Genomic DNA, 25,293 nt, shown 5'->3' with positions numbered 1-25,293 from the left:
GGTTATTTTTCATTCAATCCCCAACATGAATTTCTTTCCTGATCACTTTGAATATTCCTCATCGGAAATAAGCCATTTCCTAATTGACTAAAAATCCTGCTTCGCTCATTCTATTTGGACATCTAAATGGATAGACATATAAACATTTAAACATTTAAACATCTAAACGTAGACGGATATAAGTTCCGTTTGTTCAGGAGGGCGCAGGATATGAGTTTTTTTCATGCAAATCATCAAGAGGCACTAAATCAGAATCTGGCTGAACTTGAAGGCCAGATCCGTGTTTCCTTTGAATTCTTTCCTCCCAGAACCATTGAAATGGAACAAACTCTGTGGAAATCCATTGACCGACTGAGCAAACTGAAACCTAATTTTGTTTCCGTGACTTATGGCGCTAATTCCGGCGAACGTAACCGCACCCATAGCATTATCAAAGGAATCAAGGACAAAACTGGTCTTGATGCAGCTCCGCATTTAACTTGCATTGATGCCAGCCGTGAAGAATTACGTGATATCGCTCGCGATTACTGGAAAAACGGTATTCGACATATTGTGGCCTTGCGTGGTGATTTACCCGATGGTAGCTGCAAACCAGAAATGTATGGTACTGATTTAGTAGATCTTTTAAAGAAAGAGGCGGATTTTGATATTTCCGTCGCGGCTTATCCGGAAGTGCATCCAGAGGCAAAAAGCGCACAGTCTGACCTCATTAACCTGAAAAGAAAAATTGATGCGGGAGCAAATCGCGCCATTACCCAGTTCTTTTTTGATGTGGAAAGTTATCTGCGTTTTCGTGATCGCTGTGTATCAACAGGAATTGATGTGGAAATTGTGCCGGGGATTTTGCCTGTCTCAAATTTCCGTCAGTTACAGCGATTTGCCGCTATCACTAATGTTCGCATCCCAAGCTGGATGACCAGAATGTTTGAGGGATTGGATGATGACCCTGAAAGCCGCAATTTAGTTGGCGCGTCTATTGCGATGGATATGGTGAAAATTCTGAGTCGTGAAGGAGTGAAGGATTTTCATTTTTATACCCTGAACCGTGCGGAATTGAGTTACGCTATTTGCCACACGTTAGGTGTTCGTCCTTGTTGATTTTTATCCTTAAAAAAAGCCGGACTAGATGGTAGTTCGGCGTGGTTATATTCTGGCTTTAATGTAATTCACCCTACGGGTTACAAAATTTCCTGACTGATCACAATCAAACGATGGCGATGTAAATCTGCATCTGTTCCCCAACAAAAGCTATCCCACTTCTCAATGAGTTCATCCATACTGGATACAACTGTTAACGGACGATCGATTTCACCACCATCAGAAACATAAACGTGATAACCAACGGACATAGACCAGGCGATCATAATCTGCCAAAAACGTTTACCATCACCAGTTTGCTCTTCATCTGTCACAATAATGCTGTAATTCTCAAGCAAAAATCTGAAAAAACGCCGGGGAAAACCACTAACAGCCTCTTGATGTTCTGGACTAAAAGTGCGCCAGACCATAATTTGGGTACAAGTTTCTTTATCAACAACAATATCTCTGCGGAAAATCAGTTTAACGGCATAGACTGTTTCCGGTTTATCGCTGATGGTGATCATTCGGTATTGATCTTGCTTTAATGACTTAACAAAACGATATCCGTACGGGACAACAAAATCAGGCAAGATAAAATCTTTTGCACCATTCTCAAGAAAAGAAATAGTCTGTTCTATGTTCTTGTCTGAAAGACGCAATTTAAGGTTAAAGTCTACATCTTCTATCAAATATGGCATCGAACTATTCCGATCTTTATTGTTGTTATTCATATTTTGTCCTCCATATGTTGGACAAGAAAATTATACATATACATGCACAATTTCTCATCAATACACGCTGTTATATTTGACAAAAAACAAAACATAAACCCAGAAATAATAACCATACTAACGATATTCAGGATATGCCATCCAGCTTGATAACTCATTACCATACCCACCGATGATAAAAGCCGAATGGGAAACTGTTCGGCTTTTATCATCAAGTAAACGAAAAGCTAACCTGTATTGCGCATTCCTGCCGCAACCCCTGCTATTGTTACCATCAGCGCCTGTTCCACACGAGGGTCGGGTTGTTCCTGCTGACGGGAGCGTTGTAATAATTCTGCCTGTAGGACGTTCAATGGATCGGTATATACATTACGCAATGCGATAGATTCGGCTATCCACGGTAAATCTGCCATCAACTGCTCATCCTGTGAGATCATCAGAACCGTTTCGATATCCGCTACAAGTTGATTACGAAGTTTAATCCCCAGTGACCACAGTTTTTTATCAACTAAACGTTGGTCATAATATTCCGCCAGCCATAAGTCCGCTTTGGCAAACACCATTTCCAACATGGCAATACGAGTAGTGAAGAAAGGCCAATCACGGGACATTTCTGACAAGATATCCTGTTTTCCCACATCTATTACGTGTTGCAGTGCTGCTCCCGCCCCCAACCATGCCGGAAGCATCAGACGGTTTTGTGTCCACGCGAAGATCCACGGGATTGCCCGCAGGCTTTCAACACCACCTGTAGGACGACGTTTAGCGGGGCGCGAGCCTAACGGTAATTTCGCCAGCTCCGGTTCAGGTGTCGCTGAACGGAAATAAGGCACAAACTCCGGCTGCTCACGAACGTAATCACGATACATGTCGCAGGAAACATCGGAGAGTGTGTCCATGACTTGTTTCCATTCCGCTTTTGGTTCCGGTGGCGGCAGTAAGTTAGCTTCCAGAATAGCACTGGCGTACATCGCCAGACTGCTGATCGTCACCTGTGGTAAGCCAAACTTAAAGCGGATCATTTCGCCCTGCTCTGTTACACGCAATCCCCCTTTCAGGCTTCCCGGTGGTTGAGAAAGTAAAGCCGAATGCGCCGGAGCTCCACCACGACCAATTGTGCCTCCCCGTCCGTGAAACAGTGTCAGCTTCACACTCTCTTTTTCACACAATCTGATCAGCGCATCCTGAGCACGGTATTGAGCCCAGGATGCAGCCATTACTCCCGCATCTTTTGCTGAATCAGAATAGCCAATCATGACCATTTGCTTATCCTGAATCAGTTCACGATACCATTCGATACGGAGCAATTGCTGGATAACACGTTCTGCATTATTCAGGTCATCAAGGGTTTCGAACAATGGTGCAACAGGCAATGATAACGGGCAGCCCGCTGCTTTCAGCAATAGCTTCACCGCCAGTACATCTGAAGGCATTTTTGCCATGGAAATGACATATGCCGCAATCGCATCTTGTGGTGTTTCTGCAATCACTTTGCAGGTTTCTAAAACTTCTTGCGTCTCGGCACTTGGTTGCCAATCACGGGGGATCAACGGACGTTTAGAATTCAGTTCGCGCAGTAAAAATGCCTGTTTTTCGGTTTCTGACCAGCTCGCATAATCACCCATTTCCAGATATTGGGTCAGTTCTGCAATGGCATCAGTATGGCGGGTACTTTCCTGCCGGATATCAATACGCACCAATGACAGGCCGAAACAACGAACACGACGCAAGGTATCCAGTAATTGGCCGTTAGCGATAATTTCCATACCGCAGGCTTTCAACGATTGATAACAAGCATAGAGTGGCTGCCACAATTGTTCGTTATACAGCAATAAATCCGTAGGGGGGATAACTTGCTCGCCTTTCAGGCGTTTTTCCAGATATGTCAGTGTACTATTTAATTGTGCCCGCAACTGCTTAGCAATTTCACGGTAAGGCTCTATAACCTCATCACCTCCTGCCATCTGACGCAGTTCTGGCGTACATTCCGACATGGAAAGCTCTGATACCAAAATCTGAATATCTTTCAGGAACAGATCCGCCGCTTTCCAGCGACTGAGCAACAACACATGGCGGGTAATTTCTGCGGTAACATTAGGATTTCCATCCCGATCTCCCCCCATCCAGGAAGTAAAACAGATAGGAACAGCTTCTGCTGGCAGACTGTAACCAATAGATTCTTCTAATTGCTCATTAAATTCACGCAAAAATGCAGGAACGCCTTCCCATAAGCTATTTTCCACCACCGCAAAACCCCATTTAGCTTCATCAATCGGTGTGGGCCGAATTTTGCGGATTTCATCGGTATGCCATGACTGAGCAATAAGCTGACGTAAACGACGCGTAATATTATTACGCTCATAATCGGCTAAATCATCATGATCAAGCTGCGCCAAACACGCATTCACTTCAACCAATTTATGGATCAGGGTACGACGGGCAATTTCTGTTGGATGTGCTGTCAGCACCAGCTCAATGGAAAGCTCATTAACTGCCTTAACCAGATCGTCATTATTAAAATTTTTACTTTTCAGTCGATCAAATAGTGCAGCCAATGCCACAGGATTGCTGGCAGCTTCACCATGCCGGGAAATATTGTGATATTGTTCAGCAACGTTGGTCAGATTAAGAAACTGGTTAAACGCTCTGGCAACTGGCAGCAATTCATCATTAGATAAATTCTGTAGTGTTGATAAAAGTTGCTGGCGATTAGCTTCGTTTCCGGCACGAGAAGATTTAGATAACTTCCTTATTGTTTCAACTTTATCAAGAATATCTTTTCCCTGAGCCTCTTTGATCGTGTCTCCCAGTATCTTACCAAGCATACTGACATTACTGCGCATTGCGGAATATTGCTGATTCATGTGATTCCTGACCTTGTGTTGCTGTATGCGTGTTTTATTTGTTTCTAACACATTATTTCTAAACACACTATTCATACCAGAAAACAAACAATTTGGTCATATCAGAAAACAAACAAATTGGGAGGATTAGTCGGGATAGAAAGCGAAATATCCCGACCGAAAGCGTCATGTTTTATAAAAGTTGTGATAAACGGTTCAAATCCGATTGGATTGCCCCGGCAGTCACATCTCGCCCGGCTCCCGGACCACGGATAACCAATGGATTGTCACGATACCAACGGCTTTCTATGGCAAAGATATTATCCCCCGGCAATAACGAAGCTAAAGGATGTTCTAAGCACACAGCTTCCACCCCGACTTTCGCCTTACCTTTAGTATCAAAACGCGCAACATAACGCAGTACCATTCCCATTTCACGCGCAGCTTCTAACCGTTTCAGCATTTGCTCATTAATAGCAGAACTGTTTTCGAAGAACTCTTCAATAGAACCAACACTGGCTTCTGTCGGCACAAGTGATTCTACCCGTACCTGATCCGACTCTATCTCATAACCTGCCTCACGAGCCAAGATAACCAGTTTTCGCATCACATCCTGACCGGAAAGATCAATACGAGGATCAGGCTCCGTCAACCCTTGTTGCCATGCTTGTTCTACCAGATCACTGAAAGGAACTGAGCCATCAAACTGTAAGAATAACCACGATAAAGTACCGGAGAAAATGCCACTGATAGACAGGATAGTATCCCCGCTTTCCCGCAAGTCCCTGACAGAATAGTTAATTGGCAACCCGGCACCGACGGTCGCATTGTATAGCCAATGACGACCTGTTTTTACAAAAGCATCCCGGATCATGCGGTAAATATTACTGTCAGATGAACCAGCGGCTTTATTGGCACTAATCACATGAAAACCATAGCTGGCAAAATCTATGTAGTTACTCGCCAATTCTTCACTTGCCGTTATATCCAACACCACTAAATCATCATAAGGATGTGCCCGCATCCATAAAAACAGTTCGTCACCTTCATGTATGGTGGCTTCATCATTAAAGAATGCCAGTGCCCGACTTGCGTCAATACCCTGATAGTTCAGCAGGCTCCGGCGGCTATCGACAATTCCCGCTAAAATGAATTCAAAATCACTGCGTGCAGAGATATTTTTCTGTTCACGTGCAAACAATTCCAGCCAACGTGACCCGATATTTCCTTTACCAAACAGAACCAACCCAATACGTTTTTCTGCCCGGAACAGGCTCTGGTGCAATCCCTGAATCAAGTGCGATGTCTGGCTCAGACGCAATACAGCAACCAGACTGATGTCATCTTCTGCATGCCAGATAAATTCAACTGGTTGGTCTTTCAATTGCTGATAAAAACGGTGGCTATGTAGCGGATTTTTGCATACGCCTGCTCCCACCAAAGCCACCAATGATAATCCTTCACGCAAGGAAAGTTTTCCTGGCAAAGATGCATCCTGCAAAACATCAAGGGCACTATTAACAACTTCAGAGGTATAACAAAGCTGGATCAGATTGCAGTCAGCATGCAGCCCCGTCGCCAAAGGACGGATTTGAGCACGCTTTAACAACGAGTCGATATCTTTATAAATTTGTTTAAAGTTATGGGCAGAAGAAAAGTGCAACTCAATCAGGCAAACATCATCGTGGCTAGTAACGATTTTAACTCCTGTTCCTGTCGCCAAAACTCGTTCAATGCGAGTAGAGCCTTGCTCAGGCTGATAACTACAACGTAATTGCAAATCGATATCGCTGACGGAAACTGGCTGTAATGTACGGGTGTGAAGTACAGGAGCCGCCAGACGAGCCAGTTCGCTGGCCTCATCCAGACGCAATAATGGCAGGAGACACGCATCCTTAACTTTGCGCGGATCTGCACTGTAAACCCCGGCCACATCACTCCAGATTGTCACTTTTTTAGCACCAGCTAATGCACCAACTTGTGTTGCAGAATAATCACTACCATTGCGCCCCAATAGTACGGTTTCACCCTTCTGATTACTGGAAATAAAACCTGTCACCACTAAGCGCTTATTGGAATTCTGGACTAATAACTGACTCAGCAAAGGCTGGGAAAGATTGACATCAACTTGTGGCTGAGCTGCCCGTTCTGCGCGCAGAAATTGGCGCGCATCCAGCCAGGTGCTGGGAATACCTTGTGATTCAAGCACTGCGGCCATCAGGCGAGCGGACCATATTTCGCCATGACCAACAACTTCAGAATAGGTAATGTCACTAATTGGTTTATCCAACAGCGCACTCAACCTTTCCAAATCTGCAACAAAATGTGCGATCAGAGTTTCAGCAACAGTTTCTGGCAATAATCCGCGGATCAACTCTTGCTGGTAGCGCCGTAAGGATTGCTGAACTTGATGAGCTGAAATACGGTCACTCTGACTCAATTTCAGCCAATCAATCAGTTGATTAGTCGTACTGCCTGCTGCGGATACCACCATCAAGTCACCCGGCTGGCTATAATTCGCCATAATATCCGCAACCCGCTTATAACATTTCACATCTGCAAGGCTGCTGCCGCCAAATTTATGTAACTGGCGGCCAGATTCCGCCCCTGCTGTTGCCAGTTCAATCATGATTACCTCGTTGCCGCTGCCTGAAATGCATTATCCAAATCAGCAATTAAATCCTGACTATCTTCTATTCCAACAGAGACACGAAGAAGTGAGTCCGTAATCCCTGCCTGTTTCCTTGCTTCTGCCGACATACCAGCATGCGTCATCGTAGCTGTATGAGAAATCAATGACTCCACACCACCCAACGATTCCGCCAGAGTAAATAATTTTAACGCAGATAAAAAGCGACGCATTGTTTGTTCATCACCATCAAGTTCAAAACTCAGCATCGCGCCAAAACCTGTTTGCTGCTGAAGAGCTATTTCATGCCCTGGATGATCTTTCAGCGCTGGATAGTAGAGTTTTTTCACTTGTGGCTGTTGCTGTAAATATTCCACAATGGCAGCCGTGTTGCTTTGCTGTAGAAGTACCCGCGCAGACAAAGTACGAATGCCTCGCAACAACAAGTAACTGTCGAAGGCTCCCCCGGTCACACCGATATTGTTTGCCCACCATGCCAAATCCCCAGCCAGAGCGGGATCTTTGGCAATAATTGCACCGGCAATCAAATCAGAATGTCCATTCAGGTATTTTGTGCAGGAATGGACAACTAAATCTGCTCCCAAATCCAATGGTTTTTGCAGCACAGGGCTTAAAAACGTGTTATCAACTACCGTCAATGCACCTGCTTCACGAGCCAGACCACAGATGTACCGAATATCCACAATACGCAGCAATGGATTACTTGGCGTTTCAATCAAGACCAATTTAGGCTTTTGAGCAATTGCCTGTTTCAGTGCCGAATCATCCGCCTGATCAACGAAAATAACATTATAAGCGCCACGGCGGCTTAAGCTATCAAACAGGCGGTAACTCCCACCATAACAATCATGGGGTGCTACCAATAAATCTCCCGGTTGCAAGAAAACGGTGCACAACAGGTGAATGGCTGACATACCACTGCTGGTCATTACAGCACCTGTTCCGCCCTCCAGTTCAGCCAAAACCTGCTGGACAACATCACGACCGGGATTACCACGCCGCGAGTAATCATGCGCTCTCGGTTCATTAAACCCAGTGAAATTGTACGTGCTAGAAAGATAGATAGGCGGGACAACACAACCATATTGTTCATCAATATTTGTACCGCTTTGTACCGCGACCGTAGCTTGTTTACACCCCATAATCTTTACCCGTTATCTTATTTTTCGGAGTCACAAAAGAATAACCTCCGGAAAGATAGACGTCAATACATCTAGACATCCAAAATAATTTACGGTTTAATAACACAATCCAATCATTACCCCCACTTTTTATGCCAAATTAGGGCATATTTTGTGAATTCATTAACCATAGCGATATAGTCGATAGGGGAAATATGCTAAAATGCCGAATTATCGACATGAACATAGTTCAGAAATAATTCCTTTTATTTCTGATTTCAGTTGTTTGATTTAAAACTATTTAAGGTATCTCATGGCTGAGTGGAACGGTGAGTATGTCAGCCCTTATGCTGAACATGGCAAAAAAAGTGAACAGGTCAAAAAAATTACGGTTTCAATTCCATTAAAGGTATTGAAAATACTGACAGATGAGCGTACTCGTCGTCAGGTAAACAATCTGCGTCATGCAACAAATAGCGAATTGCTGTGTGAAGCATTTCTCCATGCGTTCACTGGACAGCCCTTGCCTAACGATGATGATTTACGTAAAGAACGTCATGATGAAATCCCTGAAGCTGCAAAAGCCATAATGCGTGAGCATGGGATCGATCCCGAAACTTGGGAATATTGATATCTCCTTTATCTCAAGTCGTTGTTTGTATGCTGTACTGCGACTTGAAATCAATTAGATATAACAAAAATGCCCGATGAAAAACATCGGGCATTTTTGTTGGAAGCAAGAATTACTTCTTGAAACCTGGAACGCTGAAACGTTTGTTAAAGCGATCAACACGACCACCAGTCGCAACGTCACGCTGCTTACCGGTGTAGAACGGGTGGCATGCACCACAAACGTCCAGGTTCAAGTCGTGACCTACGGTAGATTTGATTTTAATAACATTACCACAAGAGCAAGATGCAGTAATTTCTTCGTATTTAGGATGAATACCTTGTTTCATGGGGAAAACCTCTGTTAAGGCCGCGTCGCTATCCAGCCCTATCGCCGCCAGACACCACACGTCGTGTTGATTAAAATAAGTTCGGTAATTTTCATACCAAAGGCGGCGGATCATACAGAATATCGTTTTATTGCGCAATGAAATCCGCTGATTTGCTATGATACTCTTAGTCACTATATGTTGCTTTAGTCTTGCCATTAATAATCATTCGGAAATCGCCTTATGACAGTTGTTCAGGTTGCTTTACCTGTCCCTTTAGCTCGCTCTTTTGATTATCTGTTACCTGAAAGATTGCCGATCCCCACCCTTGGGGTCCGGGTACGTGTGCCATTTGGCAAACGCAATGCAATAGGTGTAGTTACCGGGATTACAGACAACAGTGACTTCCCCCTTGAACAACTCAAACCAATTACTGAACTACTTGATGAATCTTCACTTTTTCCCGACGATCTTTGGCAGTTACTCCAGTGGTCTGCCTGCTATTATCACTATCCACTTGGCGAAGTCCTTTTTCATGCCATGCCTGTTTTGCTGCGACAAGGCAAACCCGCAGAATTCTCACCTCTCTGGCAATGGCAAGTGACAGAAACAGGCCGTGAATTGCCTCTTGAACAACTTAAACGCTCTACCAAACAGCAACAAGCTTTAGCTAAACTGCGCCAGACATCCATTTACCGTCACCAAGTCTCTAAATTAGAACTGAGTGAAAGCGTACTACAGTCACTGAAAAAAAAGGGATTAATTGATTTACATCCGGTACAACCGGAAACTGAAAATTGGCATAAACATTTTCGGATCATCGGTGAACGGCTAAAACTCAATACAGAGCAAGCCGCCGCAGTTGGAGCCGTTCGCGCAGAAGATCAGACTTTTTCTCCCTGGTTACTTGCCGGCATCACTGGCTCAGGCAAAACCGAAGTGTACCTGAGTGTCCTAGAAAACATTTTGACACAGGGAAAACAAGCGCTGATCTTAGTCCCCGAGATTGGTCTTACTCCCCAAACTATCCGCAGGTTCAGAGAGCGTTTCAACGCACCCGTTGATGTTCTGCATTCAGCCTTAAATGACAGTGAACGGTTATCGGTATGGTTAAGGGCAAAACAAAGGGAAAACGCCATTGTCATCGGTACACGTTCGGCGCTGTTCACTCCTTTCGCTCACTTAGGTGTCATCATCATTGATGAAGAACATGATAATTCTTATAAGCAACAAGATGGCTGGCGCTATCACGCTCGTGATCTGGCGGTCTTCCGCGCCAAAAAAGAGGGAATTCCTATCATTCTGGGAACAGCAACACCGGCACTGGAAACACTATTCAATGTAAAGCATGGAAAATACAGACAACTTACTTTGACGAAACGAGCCGGTCATGCCCTGCCAGCAATCCAACACCTGTTGGATATGAAAGGATTACCGCTGACCGTCGGTTTATCTCAGCCTCTCATTAACCGCATTGGCGAACATTTGAAAGCAGATAATCAGGTCATCCTATTTCTGAACCGCCGTGGTTATTCTCCTGCCCTGCTTTGCCATGAATGTGGCTGGATAGCAGAATGCCAGCGTTGTGATCACTACTATACCCTGCATCAGAATCATCGCTATCTGCGCTGCCATCACTGTGATAGCCAGCGACCCATTCCTCGTCAATGCCCCCAATGCGGAACGACACATCTGATCCCTGTGGGGCTGGGTACTGAGCAACTTGAAGATGGTATCACTCAACTGTTTCCCAACATTCCGGTTACCCGTATCGACAGAGACACCACCAGCCGCAAAGGAGCAATGGAACAGCAACTCGCCGATATTCATCAGGGTGGTGCCCGTATTTTGATCGGCACTCAAATGTTGGCAAAAGGCCACCATTTTCCTGATGTCACACTAGTCGCTTTATTGGATGTTGATGGTGCCCTGTTTTCTGCCGATTTCCGTGCGGCTGAACGGTTCGCGCAATTGTATACTCAAGTCTCCGGTCGGGCAGGACGGGCCGGCAAACGTGGAGAGGTTGTACTTCAGACCCACCATCCAGAACATCCACTTTTACAGGTGTTGCTGGAGAAAGGCTATGACGCATTTGCTCAGCAGGCAATGGAAGAGCGCCAGCAAGTACTTCTACCCCCTTTTGTCAGCCATATCATGCTACGGTCGGAAGATCACGATAATCAGCAGGCTCCTGCTTTTTTACAACAAATGCGCCAACTGTTTGAACATCATCCACGACATGATGAACACGTATGGATTATGGGTCCGGTTCCTGCATTACAGGCCAAACGGGGTGGCCGATATCGCTGGCAACTACTGGTGCAACACCCTTCGCGCATTTTTCTACAGAAAATGATGACAGAGCTCTATCCACACATCACCGCATTGCCACAAGCACGTAAAGTAAAATGGAATATTGATGTTGACCCCACAGAAGGTTGATAAAAAAACAGACAATTGTTTATTGCAGTAAAAACTCCAAATTGAGCAGAAGTCTATGAAAAAACAGTGACAATTATTTCCTTAATTTGCGAAGTAGCTCTAATAAATGATGCATGTCACATTTTTTATGTAAACAAAGTAACGGGTTGAACTATTAATCGGTTTAAAATGGATTTATTAATATGACTGTAGAAAACGAGCCGCCAGTGTATCCCCACAGGAATGACTGGCGTTTTTTTACTTTCGTTTTTTTTACTTTCATTTCGGATAGCAATCGTTTCGCTACCTGTAGAACATGAGGAGTGAACTATGGAAAAAAAGAATTGCGCATTAGCGACAATGAAAGATGTCGCCAAAGTAGCGGGTGTTTCTACCGCAACTGTATCAAGAACACTTATGAATCCTGATAAAGTTTCTTCGCACACCCGTCAGAAAGTCGAAAATGCCGTACTGGAAGTGGGTTACTATCCGCATAATCTCGCCAAAAATTTGAGGCGAAATGAGTCCAGAGCCATCCTGGTTATCGTTCCCAATATCAGCGATCCTTTCTTCAATGAAAGTATCCGCGGCATTGAAGAAACTGCGGCAAAACATGGTTATCTGGTTCTGATTGGTGACTGTAAACATCAACAACAGCAAGAACATGCTTTTATCAATCTGCTGATTACCAAACGTATTGACGGCATGATATTACTTGGCTCAAATGTTCCTTTCGATGTCTCTAAAGAAGAGCAGAAAAATATGCCTCCCATGGTGATGGCTAATGAATTTGCACCTGAACTAGGGCTTCCTACTGTCCATATCGATAATCTGACCTCCGCTTTCAATGCCACCCATCACCTGCAAAAAATCGGGCACAAACGCATCGCCTGTATTACTGGGCCAGACACAATGCCACTGTGCCAATATCGGCTTCAGGGTTATATTCAGGCATTACGTCGTACCAGCATCCCTATCCGTGATGAATATATAGTTAAAGGTGACTTCACCCATGAAAGTGGCGCTGAATCAGCAGAAATCCTGCTTACCCTGCCGGAACCTCCCAGCGCTATTTTCTGCCATAGTGATGTCATAGCAATTGGTGCAATGTGGCAAGCTAAAAAAATGGGATTAAAATTACCAGAAGACCTGTCCATTGTTGGTTTTGATAATATCAACATGGCTCAATACAGCGCACCACCTCTGACAACTGTGGCACAGCCATGTTATGAAATTGGGCATAACTCAATGCTTTTGTTGCTGGAACAGCTACAGGGCCGTATGGTTTCGAAAGGTTCACGATTATTAGATGCAGAATTGCTTATTCGTGAGAGTACTTGTTCGCCTAAAAGCTAGGCAAATAACCACATGTTCAGTAACATTAGGTATCTACTCCTTAATTTTTTTAAATAACTCAGCGAATTAAACACAGTGGCACAACGAGATTATGTGAGTCGCGGGCATTCCAATCCCCGTCGGAAAGGTACTGGTAAGAAAAAAAATCAGGCTCAAGGGCTACCTAAAACGACATTAGCTATTGCCGTCGCTTTGGTGGTCACATTCATTGGTGGACTTTATTTCATCGTACATACTAAAAATGAAAGTGTACAAAGTACACCACCAATCACTCACCAGCCTAAAGGCCATGGTCTGCCGCCAAAACCAGAAGAACGCTGGAGTTATATCAAGGAGCTGGAAAACCGACCTGTTGGTCTGCCATCAATGCAGGAACCCTCTTCAACACCCAACCAACAGAACAACAGGCAAACGGAATTGACGCCAGAACAGCGCCAGTTACTTGAGCAAATGCAGGCAGATATGCGCCAGCCTCCAACACAATTGGCTGAAGTGCCATATAACAGTGAGCCAGTTCCTCGCTCACGTGTCCTTGTGAGTCCACCGGCACAAAAACCATCGTCAGAATATACACCACAGCAAAATTCTGTGCTTCAACAGGAAAATAAGCCATCGGTGCAATTTCAATCACCTCAGGCTCAAACACCTCAATCTCAAACATCCAATGAGACTAGTAAACCAAAGACAAAGCTAAATGAACCCAGATTAATGTTACAATGTGGCTCATTCCGCACTATAGAGCAGGCAGAGTCCATCCGTGCCAGCCTCGCGTTGGTCGGTATTGAGAGTAAGATTACAACAAAAGACAATTGGAATCGGGTTGTACTGGGGCCGTATAAGAGCAAAGATAGTGCGGAAAAAATGCGCAATCGCGTTGCCAATACAGGGATCTCCAACTGTATTCTCCGCCCTGCTGGGGGTTGAAAAATCAAAAAATTCCCCCCATCTTGATCTCTAATAACGAACATACGGTGCTTTTGATAAATAATCGTGGCATTGTCAGCCAAAGTACCGTGTGTGCCATCTTCTATTTTGTAACCAGAGGCTAACTCGTGACTACAATCGTAAGTGTTCGCCGTAATGGCCAAGTCATCATCGGTGGTGATGGACAAGCAACAATGGGTCATACCGTTATGAAAGGCAATGTCCGTAAGGTACGCCGCCTTTACAATGACAAAGTCATCGCGGGTTTTGCTGGCGGTACTGCAGATGCCTTCACCCTGTTTGAGCTGTTTGAACGTAAGCTCGAAATGCATCAAGGGCATTTGACTAAAGCAGCAGTTGAACTAGCCAAAGATTGGCGGACAGATAGAATGCTCCGCAAGCTGGAAGCCCTGCTTGCCGTTGCAGATGAAAATACATCTCTGATTATTACAGGTAACGGTGATGTGATTCAGCCGGAAAATGATCTTATCGCTATTGGCTCCGGTGGCTCATATGCACAAGCAGCAGCCCGCGCAATGCTAGAAACCACCAAACTCAGTGCCCGGGAAATCGCAGAACGCGCCCTGACTATCGCTGGCGATATCTGTATCTACACCAATCAAAATCATAACTTCGAAGAATTGCCCTCAAAAGCGTAAGGATAGATAGTATGTCTGAAATGACTCCTCGCGAAATTGTCAGCGAACTTGACAATCATATCATCGGTCAGGATAAAGCAAAGCGTGCTGTTGCCATTGCGCTGCGTAACCGCTGGCGTCGTATGCAGTTGGATGAATCACTGCGTTATGAAGTAACTCCAAAAAACATTCTGATGATTGGCCCAACTGGTGTTGGTAAAACCGAAATCGCCCGTCGTCTGGCAAAGCTGGCCAATGCACCTTTTATCAAAGTTGAAGCAACAAAATTCACTGAAGTCGGTTATGTCGGTAAAGAAGTCGATTCCATTATTCGTGATCTGACTGATGCTGCCGTGAAAATGGTTCGCCTGCAATCCATTGAGAAAAACCTCTACCGCGCCGAAGAACTCGCTGAAGAGCGTATTCTGGACGTTTTGTTGCCACCAGCAAAAAACAACTGGGGACAAGCTGAGGCTCAACCAGAGCAGTCCTCAACCCGCCAGACATTCCGCAAGAAACTGCGTGAAGGCCAGCTGGATGACAAAGAAATCGAGATCGAAGTTGCGGCAGCTCCTGTTGGTGTTGAAATCATGGCACCTCCGGGTATGGAAGAGATGACTAATCAATTACAGTCCATGTTCCAGAACCTGGCTGGTCAACGTCAAAAAAGTCGTAAGCTGAAGATCAAAGATGCGTTCAAACTGCTGGTGGAAGAAGAAGCTGCGAAACTGGTTAACCCTGAAGAGTTGAAACAGCAAGCAATTGATTCAGTTGAACAGCACGGTATCGTTTTTATTGATGAAATCGATAAAATTTGTAAACGCGGTCAAAGCTCCGGCCCGGATGTTTCCCGCGAAGGCGTCCAGCGTGACCTGCTACCATTGGTTGAAGGCTGTACTGTCTCCACCAAACACGGTATGGTAAAAACCGACCACATTCTGTTCATCGCTTCAGGCGCATTCCAGGTTGCCAGCCCTTCCGATTTGATCCCAGAGCTGCAAGGACGTCTGCCTATCCGTGTTGAATTGCAGGCACTGACAACTGAAGACTTTGAGCGCATCTTGACTGAGCCGAATGCTTCACTGACAGAACAGTACAAAGCATTGATGGCCACTGAAGGCATGAATATTGAATTCACCGCTGACGGTATTCGCAGAATCGCAGAAGCTGCATGGCAGGTTAATGAGACAACCGAAAATATTGGTGCCCGTCGTTTGCATACTGTGCTTGAACGCATGATGGAAGACATCTCTTTCGAAGCCAGCGAATGTCAGGGGCAGTCTGTTGAAATCAATGCTGACTATGTCAAAACACACTTAGATGAGTTGGTAGCTGATGAAGATCTGAGCCGTTTTATCTTATAATCGGTTTAGAGCCTGACTCAACAGCAGTGAAAAATGGAATGGGAGGCAAGCCTCTCATTCAGTCCGCTGACAAACCTTATTATAATAGTTCATTTAACGCGACACAGAATCCTGAACACCCTCCCAACAGACACTGATTTATACTTTCAGTAACCCTCGAAAATGCGCATGCCGAACTGTCTGAATTAACGGCTCCAGTAATTTGTACTGACACAGATTTCCATCACATCCTTGTGGTGTTTCAGGTTCAGACGTAAGTACAGATTTCCCCCAAAATGTTCATATATTAAATAGTTAGATTACCCATTAAATATAGTTTTCACGTTTAATGGAAATTCCTATTACTTTGTCGTGCATCACTTCCGATTTGGAATAGCCTATCGTTTTTCGATTCAGCCTTTTTACCTCGGGGCGGTGGGTGAGGAGGGTTCTCTCTATACGTTGGATAAATGTCTTGCCAACAAGGTACTCTTCTTCAGGAAGGCAATCATAAACGGCATAATCATCTGTGCAATAAAATCGGATGTACGAAAGATGTTTGGTTTCATCTGCCTTTTAATTTTGCTGGCGTGTGTGCCGTACTGGATTTATTCTGGTGGGCCGCGATATTTGCACTCGCTCCTGAACAAATTTGCTGAGGTGAGGTTATTTTATCTAGAGTTATAAGCACCATTATCATCGGGGGGATTATATGTTTCTCCTGCAAGGCGAGGACAACCCGCCAGAAACCCGGAATAGGAGACTGACTTGCCTCCCATTTCTCTTTTTCTTAAACCAAAATCTATTACACTGAAATGTTTGATATCAATATGAGTTCAATAACAACAGGCAATCAGATACAGGCATGGCTGGAAAGCTTACGCCTCAAAACTCTTCCACTTGCCGTAGCAGCCATTATGACCGGATCTGCCCTTGCATCATGGGCGGGTCATTTCAAATGGTCGGTGGCGTTACTGGCCTTATTAACCGCCTCTCTGCTACAAATTCTGTCCAATCTTGCCAATGATTATGGTGATGTCACCAAAGGTAGTGATACAGAAAAACGCATCGGCCCAATGCGTGGTATGCAAAAAGGCTTGATCACAGCACAACAAATGAAAGCCGCATTGAAAATTACCGTGTTGCTCTCTTGTTTGTCAGGCATTTCTCTCATCATCGTTGCCTGTCATAGCCCAAGCGATATTATCGGTTTTCTGGGTCTGGGCTTACTGGCGATCATCGCTGCGATTACTTATACAGTAGGCGCTAAACCGTATGGTTATATGGGGTTGGGTGACCTTTCCGTCCTTATTTTCTTTGGTTGGCTCAGTGTCCTTGGTACTTACTATCTGCAAGCCAATACTTTTTCTCTGGATACCGTTCTGCCCGCAACGGCCTGTGGTTTACTCTCCGTAGCAGTGTTGAATATTAATAATTTACGTGATATCGAAACAGATCACCAAAACGGTAAAAATACACTAGCGGTCAGGCTAGGTGGAAAAAAAGCCCGCTACTATCATGCAGCACTGCTTACAAGTGCCATGCTCTGCTTTGTCATCTTTACTCTCTTGTATCTAAACAACGGGTATAATTGGTTATTTTTGCTTGCTTTCCCCTTGTTATTGCAGCATATGTTACAGGTACTGCGCGATCCAACTGCCGAAGGTATGCGCCCCAAGCTGGTACAAATGGTCAAGGCTGCGTTATTGACTAACATCCTGTTTTCCATTGGGTTGATACTTAATTAGGCGAGTACGTATCAATTTTATACACACGTTTTAAGATTGATGATTTTGCCAACACTGGCCTTAAAAGGATATACTGTCCGTTCCTTGCATAAACCAGACGTAAATCCCATGAAATATGATACTTCCGAACTTTGTGAGATCTATCAAGAAGATGTAAACGTGGTAGAGCCATTATTTTCCAACTTTGGTGGGCGTACTTCATTTGGTGGTCAAATCATCACGGTGAAATGCTTTGAAGACAATGGATTGCTTTATGATTTACTGGAAGAGCACGGACGTGGACGCATTTTGCTCGTCGATGGTGGTGGATCGGTACGCAAGGCTCTTGTCGATGCCGAGCTGGCTCAACTTGCTGTCAATAACGAATGGGAAGGTATCGTCGTCTACGGCGCCGTGCGTCAGGTAGATCACCTTGCTGAACTCGATATTGGCGTTCAGGCAATGGCTGCTATTCCTGCTGGCTCCAACAGCGAAGGCATCGGAGAAAGTGATATCAGGGTGAATTTTGGTGGAGTCACTTTCTTTTCCGGCGATTATCTTTATGCAGATAATACAGGGATGATCCTATCAGAAGTTCCGCTGGAGATGGATGACGATAGCGACGATGATGAAATGTAATATCCGGATAAACCATAGCTCTACCATTAATCTCCACGATACATAAAAAAGGGCGCAGTTATCGCCCTTTTTCCGCAAAACTATCGGATACCTTACTGCACATCTTCCATCTTACCCAACAAGGTACGTAAGCGATCTTGCCATGCTGATTGTTCTTGTTTGAGCTGTTCATTTTCATGTACCAGCGAATCACGGCTATCTGTCACATTTTGGACATTCTGAGATAACGCTGCGTTCTTTTCTTTTAATTCTTCAATTTCCATTTGCAGCAAAGTGATGGTATCAATTGCCTGCTGAACTTTAGATTCTAGCTTTTCAAAAACTTCAAATGACATTCTCGAGCCCCTCTTATAAGCAATGCCTTGATTGTATTTAGCCTGTTAACGACTGTCTAGTTTCATACTTCCAATATGTGGTATAGCGAGAAATATAGTGACTAATCCTAAATGGATATAAGATCACATTTCAACGATCAATAAAACCACAATTAAATGCGAATTCGCTCATTTTGTTGACGCAACACGCAGATTTTAATTTCGCTATTTCTCGTTTCCGCTCATTAACGATAAATTCACATCACCTTTCTCTGCGTAGCCAGAACGCAGCAAGAAAGGACTAATAATTAATCTCCTCTCTGTACTTTTTATAGGATATAGAAATGAGTCAGACCACCACTCCAACATTATCAGGTCAATGTATTTCAGAATTTCTGGGTACTGCATTGCTTGTTTTCTTCGGCTTAGGCTGTGTTGCTGCTGCCCGTCTTGCAGGAGCGCAACTGGGTCTATGGGAAATCAGCATCATCTGGGGCTTTGGTGTTGCCTTGGCTGTTTACCTTACTGCCGGAATTTCTGGTGCACACCTGAATCCAGCAGTAACCATTGCTCTATGCCTATTTGCCAGTTTTGACAGAAAAAAAGTACTTCCTTACATCATTGCCCAAATGTTAGGCGGTTTTGTCGCCGCAGCTATCGTCTATATGATGTATTACAACCTTTTCCTTGATTATGAGCAAGTTCACAACATTATTCGTGGATCACAAGAAAGTCTTTTCACGGCTGGAGTATTTTCCACTTACCCTGCATCACAAATTTCCGTATTCCATGCATTTATTGTTGAAGTTATCATCGCGGCTGTTTTGCTTTGCCTGATTCTGGCACTAACAGACGATGGCAATGGCATTCCACGTGGCCCTTTGGCACCACTGATTATCGGTATTTTGATTGCTGTTATCGGTGGCTCTTTTGGTCCCTTGACCGGATTTGCCCTAAATCCCGCTCGTGATTTCGGCCCTAAATTAATTGCTTATTTAGCCGGATGGGGAAATATTGCTCTGACTGGTGGACGGGACATCCCTTATTTCCTTGTTCCGCTGGTAGCCCCCATTGTTGGTGCAATTCTGGGTGCATTTGGTTACCGCAAACTGATTACCCGCCATTTACCCCGTGGAGCCTAGTTTTGCTATCCTTGACAGATGATAACAGATAAAAAATTATTGAATAAGACCAGGTTATAGTTATGACAACAGAAAATATGACGGATAAAAAATATATCGTTGCTTTGGATCAGGGGACAACCAGTTCACGGGCAGTAGTGCTTGATCACGACGCTAATATTGTCTGTATTTCACAACGTGAATTTCCACAAATATACCCTAAGCCAGGTTGGGTAGAGCACGATCCAATGGAGATCTGGGCCAGCCAAAGCTCAACATTGGTCGAAGTGCTGGCAAAAGCAGATATCCGCACAGATCAAATTGCCAGTATTGGTATCACTAATCAACGAGAAACAACTATCGTCTGGGAAAAAGAGACGGGTAAACCTGTTTACAATGCCATTGTATGGCAATGTCGCCGAACAGCAGATATTTGTACCAAACTGAAGAAAAAAGAGGGTCTGGAAGAATATATCCGTCATAACACTGGTCTGGTGATCGATCCCTATTTTTCCAGCACAAAAATAAAATGGATCCTGGACAATATTGAAGGTGTCCGCCTGCGTGCTGAAAATGGCGAACTGTTATTCGGCACAGTTGACACTTGGTTGGTTTGGAAAATGACGCAAGGTCGCGTGCATGTCACTGATTACACCAACGCTTCCCGTACCATGCTGTTCAACATTCATAATCTAGACTGGGATCAGAAAATCCTTGATGAGCTAGGTATTCCTCGCGTTATGTTGCCAAAAGTTGCAACGTCTTCGGAAATTTATGGTCAGACCAACATCGGTGGTAAAGGCGGTACGCGTATTCCTATCGCCGGAATCGCAGGAGATCAACAAGCTGCGCTCTATGGCCAGTTATGCGTCCATCCTGGCATGGCAAAAAACACTTATGGCACAGGCTGCTTCCTGCTGATGAACACGGGAACCGATGCCGTCCGCTCCAATCATGGTCTACTGACTACCATCGCCTGTGGGCCACGAGGTGAAGTCAACTATGCGCTGGAAGGAGCAGTATTCGTAGGCGGTGCGTCTATTCAGTGGCTGCGTGATGAACTGAAACTTATTGCAGATGCAGCAGATTCCGAATACTTCGCCAAAAAAGTAAAAGACAGTAATGGCGTTTATGTTGTTCCGGCTTTTACCGGTCTTGCAGCACCTTATTGGGATCCTTACGCCCGTGGTGCCATTTTCGGCCTGACTCGTGGAGTAAACAGCAACCATATTATTCGTGCCACACTCGAATCCATTGCTTACCAAACCCGTGATGTATTGGATGCAATGCAGGCCGATTCTGGTACACGCCTGCAAGCACTGCGCGTAGACGGTGGTGCGGTTGCCAATAACTTCTTGATGCAATTCCAATCTGACATCCTCGGCACACGTGTCGAGCGCCCTGAAATACGCGAAAGCACAGCTCTAGGTGCCGCTTTCCTTGCTGGTTTAGCCGTCGGTTTCTGGAGAGATCTTGACGAAGTCAAGAGTAAGGCAACCATCGAAAAAGAATTCCGTCCAAGTATTGAAACTACAGAACGTAATCACAAATACAACGGTTGGAAAAAAGCAGTTGCCCGCGCTCAAGAATGGGAAGATCGCGCTTAAAAAAACAAACCTTCAAGGTGAAATAAATCCCGCACTGAAACATGAAACTCTGACATTGCCGTACTTCTGACATGACAGTACGGCTCTGTCAGAGCTTTTTAACCTTGATATTTGTTGCCTGCCGATGCTACCCGGCTTTATCCGACTGTATGTTCCAACCCCCGTACCCAAGCCTTGAAATACACTGGCTATTACCAGTACCAATAAACTGGCGGAAAACAGTGCACAAGTTGTGGCAACCAGAAAAATTGACATTCCTGTCAAAATAACCGGACGACGGCCAATTTTATCCGATAATGGTCCATAAATGAGCTGTGAGAGCCCATAAGAGAATAAGTACGCCGCCATGACACGCTGTACTTCACCCGCAGGTTTCCCGAAGTGATTCGCCATATCTGCAATAACTGGAACATAAATTGTCTGGGTCATCTGCCCGACAGCGGCCAACGCAATTAACATCAGCAATAAATTAAAATGTACTATTTTTCTCATCGCATTCACATACAATGTTATTTAAACAAAATACACGTGTACCCGGTTTCATTTAAGGAATAACAGCAATAACAAAGCCTCCAGGTTGTTAATAAGCAAACTTGACTTACTGACTTCATTAGATTGAATTTTCCCAGTCAATTTATATTTTTTCTTAGTAGTATACAATTTTATAAGATGAAAAAATGACAGTCATATTCTCCATAAATATCAATAAAAGTGTACATATAACCTCGATAATATAGCAAAAACATAGTCAATTAGACTGTAACACGTAATCGATAAGGCTATTTCTCTCAATCACGTAAAATCTCGCCAAAGGAGCGCCAGTTCACTCCATCTATTCACTCCGTATTGTTATTCACTCAGTATCGTGTAGAGAGGCTAAATGCAATGGCAAACTGGGTTACAGGAAAAGTCACCGACATAATCAATTGGACAGACTCACTATTCAGTATCAAGCTATGTGCACCAATAGAAAAATTCACTGCGGGCCAATTTGCAAAACTTGCTCTCGAAGTTGAAGGGGAGCGCATTCAACGGGCTTATTCTTACGTCAATTCTCCCAATAACGATAATCTTGAGTTTTATTTAGTCACCGTGCCGGAAGGAAAGCTCAGTCCGCGACTTGCTGCCTTGCAGAAAGGTGATGAATTACTGGTCACAGAACAAGCAGCAGGTTTTTTTATCCTTGATGAAATTCCTGACTGCCAAAACCTATGGATGCTCTCGACCGGGACAGCCATCGGGCCTTACCTTTCTATTCTTCAACAAGGGAATGATTTGGGGCGATTTGAAAATATCGTTCTGGTGCATGCCGTCAGGCTGGGGCAGGACTTAAGTTATTTACCACTCATGCAGCAATTAGAGAAATCTTTTCAGGGAAAACTGCGGATCCAAACTATCGTCAGTCGGGAAAAATGCCAGAATTCATTGACGGGGCGGATCCCGGCACTCATTGAAAATGGTGAAATGGAAGCAGCGGTCGGTTTATCAATGCAGGCAGAAAATAGCCACGTGATGCTGTGCGGAAACCCTCAAATGGTCAGAGATACCCGGCAACTACTGAAAGAACAACGCGGCATGGAAAAACACCTGCGCCGTAAACCGGGCCATGTTACCAGCGAACAATACTGGTAACAAACAACCATGACCTTTACTTCTTATAACCTTTACTTCAATGAACTTCATCTTTCAAGACACCGCTTTATTGGCGGTATCTTGAAATCTGTTAGGTATATAAATTTATTAGATATATACAGTTAATCAACGTTTTTATACCGGATTGTCAGCAGAAATGTGATCAACTCTTTCTGCCGATTCGCCAAAACGGTTTGGCCCTTTTGTTCCACGAAATACACCACAATCCAGTATAATCATGACAAAAATCAGTGTCGGAATAAAACGGCCAATCCCCCATTGCCAGATCGGTGCCATTGCGCTCCAATCAAGGGAAAGCAACACCCAGGCCAATGCTGGCAGTAACGTCCATCCACCACGTTTATTGCGGTCATGCAGACGTTTCGAAAAAATTGCTGCTGTCGGATACAATATCAAGGCCGTGCCTACCGCTGCATAATTCATGGGGAGAACATTCATTCCATGCAGAGTCAGGAGTATAAAAATCAGAGCGAAGCAGATACCGATTCCGACCCAAAATTCCCGTCGCCCAATGCGACCTTTGAATGAGAATCCCCATTGTTGTAATGTCATGTACTCTTTTCCAATTGTGGATGCTGTTTTTCTGCTATTTACACTTTATTTCCGCGCTTGACACTCGGCGAGTAACAACATGAAAACAGGCATAAATAAACTTCTGGTGACAATATTAATCGCTTTTGGCATCGGTTTACCATTCTCAACCGCTGCGGGTGAGCCTTCTGTCACATCAGATATACGCCCGCAACTAATGTATCTCTTGCCAGATTCCCCGGCTTTTGAAGATACCATCCCGACATTCCGGGAAAAATACAATAAAAAACACCCTGAAACTCTTCTGCATGAATATAAGGTCATTGCGAGCAAAGATATATCACTGCCTTTTATCCGCGCCGCCAGTAAAATCAATGAAAAAATCTACTCCTCAGCCGTGCTGGAGAGAGGTAATGAGAAAATCAAAAGCCTGCAAATTACATTACTGCCATCCCAAAATGAGCAGGAAAAAGAACAGAACCTTTTGCTGACCAAACAGTATATCGTTGCCCTGATCGGCCAATTTGAACCAACACTTTCTCCAGAACAAATTAAAGAGCAAATGGAGAAATTTCTTAAGATGGCAGAAAAGCAGTCATTTTACAGTCGGAAAATGGGAGCAATACGCTATATTATCGTAAACAGCAGCGAAAATATAATGACCTTCGCTATTGAACCGATTAAGCTATCGCTATCTGACGTGCCAGTAAATGAAAATTAGTGACATAGCGCAGAGCTATTCTGGCCGATGATCTTTATACTGTCGGCCTTCCACTTAAATGGTATGAAACCATTCATTGAAGAATATTAATTCAGTTCGCAATTTAATTATTTTCTGGTTGGAGGGAAAAAATATGCGACATCCATTAGTTATGGGTAACTGGAAGCTCAATGGCAGTACCCACATGGTTAACGACCTGATTGCAGGCCTGCGTAAAGAATTGAGCAACGTTGACGGCTGTGACGTCGCTATCGCACCACCAACTGTGTATGTTTCTCTGGCAAAAAATGCACTGGCCGGCAGCCGTATCGCTCTGGGTGCACAAGATGTTGGCGTTAATCTTTCTGGTGCATTCACAGGCGAAACATCCGCAGAAATGCTGAAAGATGTGGGCGCAAAATATATTATCATCGGCCACTCTGAACGCCGCACTTACCACAAAGAAAGCGATGAGTTCATTGCAAAAAAATTTGCTGTCCTGAAAGAACAAGGTGTTATCCCGGTTCTGTGCATTGGTGAAACCGAACAAGAAAACGAGGCTGGCCAGACTGAAGCAGTATGTGCACGCCAAATTGATGCTGTTCTTAACACATTGGGAGCAGAAGCTTTCGAAGGTACAGTTATTGCTTACGAGCCAGTTTGGGCAATCGGAACCGGCAAATCAGCAACACCTGCGCAAGCCCAAGCTGTCCATAAATTCATTCGTGACCACATCGCTAAACAAGATGCAGCCATTGCTGAGCAAGTTATCATCCAATACGGCGGCTCTGTTAATGCTGGCAACGCGGCTGAATTGTTTACCCAACCAGATATCGACGGTGCTCTGGTTGGTGGTGCATCACTGAAAGCTGATGCTTTTGCTATTATCGTGAAAGCAGCTGCGGAAGCGAAAAAGGCATAATACGCCTCAAACAGTTACAAAATAACCGCCACCA

Annotated in this window: 21 protein-coding genes and 2 pseudogenes; 14 read left to right on the top strand and 9 right to left on the bottom strand. The window is 44.5% G+C overall.

What is annotated here, in order from left to right:
- The first annotated feature begins 210 nt into the window (after positions 1-210).
- The gene (gene metF, locus Xbud_RS13425; protein WP_099136536.1) at positions 211-1,098 is read left to right on the top strand and encodes a methylenetetrahydrofolate reductase; all 888 of its coding nucleotides are present in this window, start codon (positions 211-213) and stop codon (positions 1,096-1,098) included.
- A gap of 80 nt (positions 1,099-1,178) precedes the next feature.
- Here metF and Xbud_RS13420 read toward each other — a convergent pair whose 3' ends face one another.
- From Xbud_RS13420 to metB, 4 genes are all read right to left on the bottom strand, one after another.
- Complete coding sequence (locus Xbud_RS13420; protein ID WP_099136535.1) at positions 1,179-1,811, bottom strand: hypothetical protein; 633 nt, start codon at positions 1,809-1,811, stop codon at positions 1,179-1,181.
- 227 nt (positions 1,812-2,038) lie between these two features.
- Entirely contained in the window at positions 2,039-4,675 is a 2,637-nt protein-coding gene (gene ppc / locus Xbud_RS13410) for a phosphoenolpyruvate carboxylase (RefSeq protein ID WP_099136533.1), read from the bottom strand.
- Positions 4,676-4,847: 172 nt separating this feature from the next.
- Positions 4,848-7,283 carry a bifunctional aspartate kinase/homoserine dehydrogenase II gene (locus Xbud_RS13405; protein WP_099136532.1) on the bottom strand — a complete coding sequence of 812 codons (2,436 nt, stop codon included), beginning with the start codon at positions 7,281-7,283 and terminating at the stop codon, positions 4,848-4,850.
- A gap of 2 nt (positions 7,284-7,285) precedes the next feature.
- The gene (gene metB, locus Xbud_RS13400; protein ID WP_099136531.1) at positions 7,286-8,446 is read right to left on the bottom strand and encodes a cystathionine gamma-synthase; all 1,161 of its coding nucleotides are present in this window, start codon (positions 8,444-8,446) and stop codon (positions 7,286-7,288) included.
- A gap of 292 nt (positions 8,447-8,738) precedes the next feature.
- Between metB and metJ the strand changes: the two genes are divergently transcribed.
- The gene (gene metJ / locus Xbud_RS13395) at positions 8,739-9,056 is read left to right on the top strand and encodes a met regulon transcriptional regulator MetJ (RefSeq protein WP_099136530.1); all 318 of its coding nucleotides are present in this window, start codon (positions 8,739-8,741) and stop codon (positions 9,054-9,056) included.
- Positions 9,057-9,168: 112 nt separating this feature from the next.
- Here the strand turns inward: metJ and rpmE are convergent, their stop codons facing one another.
- Positions 9,169-9,384 (bottom strand): 50S ribosomal protein L31, encoded by a 216-nt coding sequence (gene rpmE / locus Xbud_RS13390; RefSeq protein WP_047682798.1) that lies wholly within the window; start codon positions 9,382-9,384, stop codon positions 9,169-9,171.
- A gap of 222 nt (positions 9,385-9,606) precedes the next feature.
- On the opposite strand from rpmE, the gene priA reads away from it, so the two are divergent.
- From priA to hslU, 5 genes are all read left to right on the top strand, one after another.
- Positions 9,607-11,805 (top strand): primosomal protein N', encoded by a 2,199-nt coding sequence (priA, locus tag Xbud_RS13385; protein WP_099136529.1) that lies wholly within the window; start codon positions 9,607-9,609, stop codon positions 11,803-11,805.
- A 309-nt stretch (positions 11,806-12,114) separates the two neighbouring features.
- The gene (gene cytR, locus Xbud_RS13380) at positions 12,115-13,140 is read left to right on the top strand and encodes a DNA-binding transcriptional regulator CytR (RefSeq protein ID WP_099136528.1); all 1,026 of its coding nucleotides are present in this window, start codon (positions 12,115-12,117) and stop codon (positions 13,138-13,140) included.
- A 75-nt stretch (positions 13,141-13,215) separates the two neighbouring features.
- Positions 13,216-14,064 (top strand): cell division protein FtsN, encoded by an 849-nt coding sequence (ftsN, locus tag Xbud_RS13375; protein ID WP_099136527.1) that lies wholly within the window; start codon positions 13,216-13,218, stop codon positions 14,062-14,064.
- A 128-nt stretch (positions 14,065-14,192) separates the two neighbouring features.
- The gene (gene hslV, locus Xbud_RS13370) at positions 14,193-14,723 is read left to right on the top strand and encodes an ATP-dependent protease subunit HslV (RefSeq protein ID WP_099136526.1); all 531 of its coding nucleotides are present in this window, start codon (positions 14,193-14,195) and stop codon (positions 14,721-14,723) included.
- Between the two features lie 11 nt (positions 14,724-14,734).
- Positions 14,735-16,066: an ATP-dependent protease ATPase subunit HslU gene (gene hslU, locus Xbud_RS13365; RefSeq protein ID WP_099136525.1), complete on the top strand. Its 1,332-nt coding sequence runs from the start codon at positions 14,735-14,737 to the stop codon at positions 16,064-16,066.
- Positions 16,067-16,372: 306 nt separating this feature from the next.
- Here hslU and Xbud_RS13360 read toward each other — a convergent pair.
- Positions 16,373-16,591 (bottom strand): annotated as a pseudogene (locus Xbud_RS13360) (IS1 family transposase); the annotation flags it as partial.
- A gap of 284 nt (positions 16,592-16,875) precedes the next feature.
- Here Xbud_RS13360 and Xbud_RS13350 point away from each other — a divergent pair.
- Both Xbud_RS13350 and rraA read left to right on the top strand, forming a co-directional pair.
- Positions 16,876-17,793, top strand: a complete 918-nt coding sequence (locus Xbud_RS13350) for a 1,4-dihydroxy-2-naphthoate polyprenyltransferase (RefSeq protein ID WP_099136523.1) — start codon at positions 16,876-16,878, stop codon at positions 17,791-17,793.
- 108 nt (positions 17,794-17,901) lie between these two features.
- Complete coding sequence (gene rraA, locus Xbud_RS13345; protein ID WP_099136522.1) at positions 17,902-18,411, top strand: ribonuclease E activity regulator RraA; 510 nt, start codon at positions 17,902-17,904, stop codon at positions 18,409-18,411.
- Between the two features lie 92 nt (positions 18,412-18,503).
- Here the strand turns inward: rraA and zapB are convergent, their stop codons facing one another.
- On the bottom strand, positions 18,504-18,746 hold the full coding sequence (zapB, locus tag Xbud_RS13340) for a cell division protein ZapB (RefSeq protein ID WP_099136521.1): 243 nt from the start codon (positions 18,744-18,746) through the stop codon (positions 18,504-18,506).
- 323 nt (positions 18,747-19,069) lie between these two features.
- Here zapB and Xbud_RS13335 point away from each other — a divergent pair, with 323 nt between their 5' ends.
- Together Xbud_RS13335 and glpK are read left to right on the top strand one after the other, a co-directional pair.
- Positions 19,070-19,867, top strand: a complete 798-nt coding sequence (locus tag Xbud_RS13335) for an MIP/aquaporin family protein (protein ID WP_099136520.1) — start codon at positions 19,070-19,072, stop codon at positions 19,865-19,867.
- Between the two features lie 62 nt (positions 19,868-19,929).
- Positions 19,930-21,453 (top strand): glycerol kinase GlpK, encoded by a 1,524-nt coding sequence (gene glpK, locus Xbud_RS13330; protein ID WP_099136519.1) that lies wholly within the window; start codon positions 19,930-19,932, stop codon positions 21,451-21,453.
- A gap of 132 nt (positions 21,454-21,585) precedes the next feature.
- Here the strand turns inward: glpK and Xbud_RS13325 are convergent.
- Positions 21,586-21,945 (bottom strand): annotated as a pseudogene (locus tag Xbud_RS13325) (MFS transporter); the annotation flags it as partial.
- 393 nt (positions 21,946-22,338) lie between these two features.
- Here Xbud_RS13325 and fpr point away from each other — a divergent pair.
- Positions 22,339-23,085, top strand: coding sequence for a ferredoxin--NADP(+) reductase (fpr, locus tag Xbud_RS13320; protein ID WP_099136518.1), 747 nt, complete (start codon positions 22,339-22,341; stop codon positions 23,083-23,085).
- A gap of 135 nt (positions 23,086-23,220) precedes the next feature.
- Here fpr and Xbud_RS13315 read toward each other — a convergent pair whose 3' ends face one another.
- The gene (locus Xbud_RS13315; RefSeq protein WP_099136517.1) at positions 23,221-23,658 is read right to left on the bottom strand and encodes a DUF805 domain-containing protein; all 438 of its coding nucleotides are present in this window, start codon (positions 23,656-23,658) and stop codon (positions 23,221-23,223) included.
- A 79-nt stretch (positions 23,659-23,737) separates the two neighbouring features.
- On the opposite strand from Xbud_RS13315, the gene Xbud_RS13310 reads away from it, so the two are divergent.
- On the top strand, positions 23,738-24,358 hold the full coding sequence (locus tag Xbud_RS13310; protein ID WP_099136516.1) for a DUF1454 family protein: 621 nt from the start codon (positions 23,738-23,740) through the stop codon (positions 24,356-24,358).
- Between the two features lie 133 nt (positions 24,359-24,491).
- Positions 24,492-25,259, top strand: coding sequence for a triose-phosphate isomerase (gene tpiA / locus Xbud_RS13305; RefSeq protein ID WP_099136515.1), 768 nt, complete (start codon positions 24,492-24,494; stop codon positions 25,257-25,259).
- The last annotated feature ends 34 nt before the right edge of the window (positions 25,260-25,293 follow it).

This window comes from Xenorhabdus budapestensis (assembly GCF_002632465.1).
GTDB classification, from domain to species: domain Bacteria; phylum Pseudomonadota; class Gammaproteobacteria; order Enterobacterales; family Enterobacteriaceae; genus Xenorhabdus; species Xenorhabdus budapestensis.
The sequence above is the reverse complement of the archived record's forward strand: the minus strand, read 5'-3'. Positions and strand labels throughout refer to the sequence as shown.

Excerpts from the sequence above, each read along its gene's own strand:
- zapB (WP_099136521.1), bottom strand. The coding sequence starts at position 18,746 with ATGTCATTTGAAGTTTTTGAAAAGCTAGAATCTAAAGTTCAGCAGGCA.
- priA (WP_099136529.1), top strand. The coding sequence starts at position 9,607 with ATGACAGTTGTTCAGGTTGCTTTACCTGTCCCTTTAGCTCGCTCTTTT.
- rpmE (WP_047682798.1), bottom strand. The coding sequence starts at position 9,384 with ATGAAACAAGGTATTCATCCTAAATACGAAGAAATTACTGCATCTTGC.
- cytR (WP_099136528.1), top strand. The coding sequence starts at position 12,115 with ATGGAAAAAAAGAATTGCGCATTAGCGACAATGAAAGATGTCGCCAAA.
- Xbud_RS13405 (WP_099136532.1), bottom strand. The coding sequence starts at position 7,283 with ATGATTGAACTGGCAACAGCAGGGGCGGAATCTGGCCGCCAGTTACAT.
- ppc (WP_099136533.1), bottom strand. The coding sequence starts at position 4,675 with ATGAATCAGCAATATTCCGCAATGCGCAGTAATGTCAGTATGCTTGGT.
- fpr (WP_099136518.1), top strand. The coding sequence starts at position 22,339 with ATGGCAAACTGGGTTACAGGAAAAGTCACCGACATAATCAATTGGACA.
- glpK (WP_099136519.1), top strand. The coding sequence starts at position 19,930 with ATGACAACAGAAAATATGACGGATAAAAAATATATCGTTGCTTTGGAT.
- tpiA (WP_099136515.1), top strand. The coding sequence starts at position 24,492 with ATGCGACATCCATTAGTTATGGGTAACTGGAAGCTCAATGGCAGTACC.
- Xbud_RS13420 (WP_099136535.1), bottom strand. The coding sequence starts at position 1,811 with ATGAATAACAACAATAAAGATCGGAATAGTTCGATGCCATATTTGATA.
- Xbud_RS13335 (WP_099136520.1), top strand. The coding sequence starts at position 19,070 with ATGAGTCAGACCACCACTCCAACATTATCAGGTCAATGTATTTCAGAA.
- Xbud_RS13350 (WP_099136523.1), top strand. The coding sequence starts at position 16,876 with ATGAGTTCAATAACAACAGGCAATCAGATACAGGCATGGCTGGAAAGC.
- rraA (WP_099136522.1), top strand. The coding sequence starts at position 17,902 with ATGAAATATGATACTTCCGAACTTTGTGAGATCTATCAAGAAGATGTA.
- metB (WP_099136531.1), bottom strand. The coding sequence starts at position 8,446 with ATGGGGTGTAAACAAGCTACGGTCGCGGTACAAAGCGGTACAAATATT.
- Xbud_RS13310 (WP_099136516.1), top strand. The coding sequence starts at position 23,738 with ATGAAAACAGGCATAAATAAACTTCTGGTGACAATATTAATCGCTTTT.
- hslU (WP_099136525.1), top strand. The coding sequence starts at position 14,735 with ATGTCTGAAATGACTCCTCGCGAAATTGTCAGCGAACTTGACAATCAT.
- metJ (WP_099136530.1), top strand. The coding sequence starts at position 8,739 with ATGGCTGAGTGGAACGGTGAGTATGTCAGCCCTTATGCTGAACATGGC.
- metF (WP_099136536.1), top strand. The coding sequence starts at position 211 with ATGAGTTTTTTTCATGCAAATCATCAAGAGGCACTAAATCAGAATCTG.
- Xbud_RS13315 (WP_099136517.1), bottom strand. The coding sequence starts at position 23,658 with ATGACATTACAACAATGGGGATTCTCATTCAAAGGTCGCATTGGGCGA.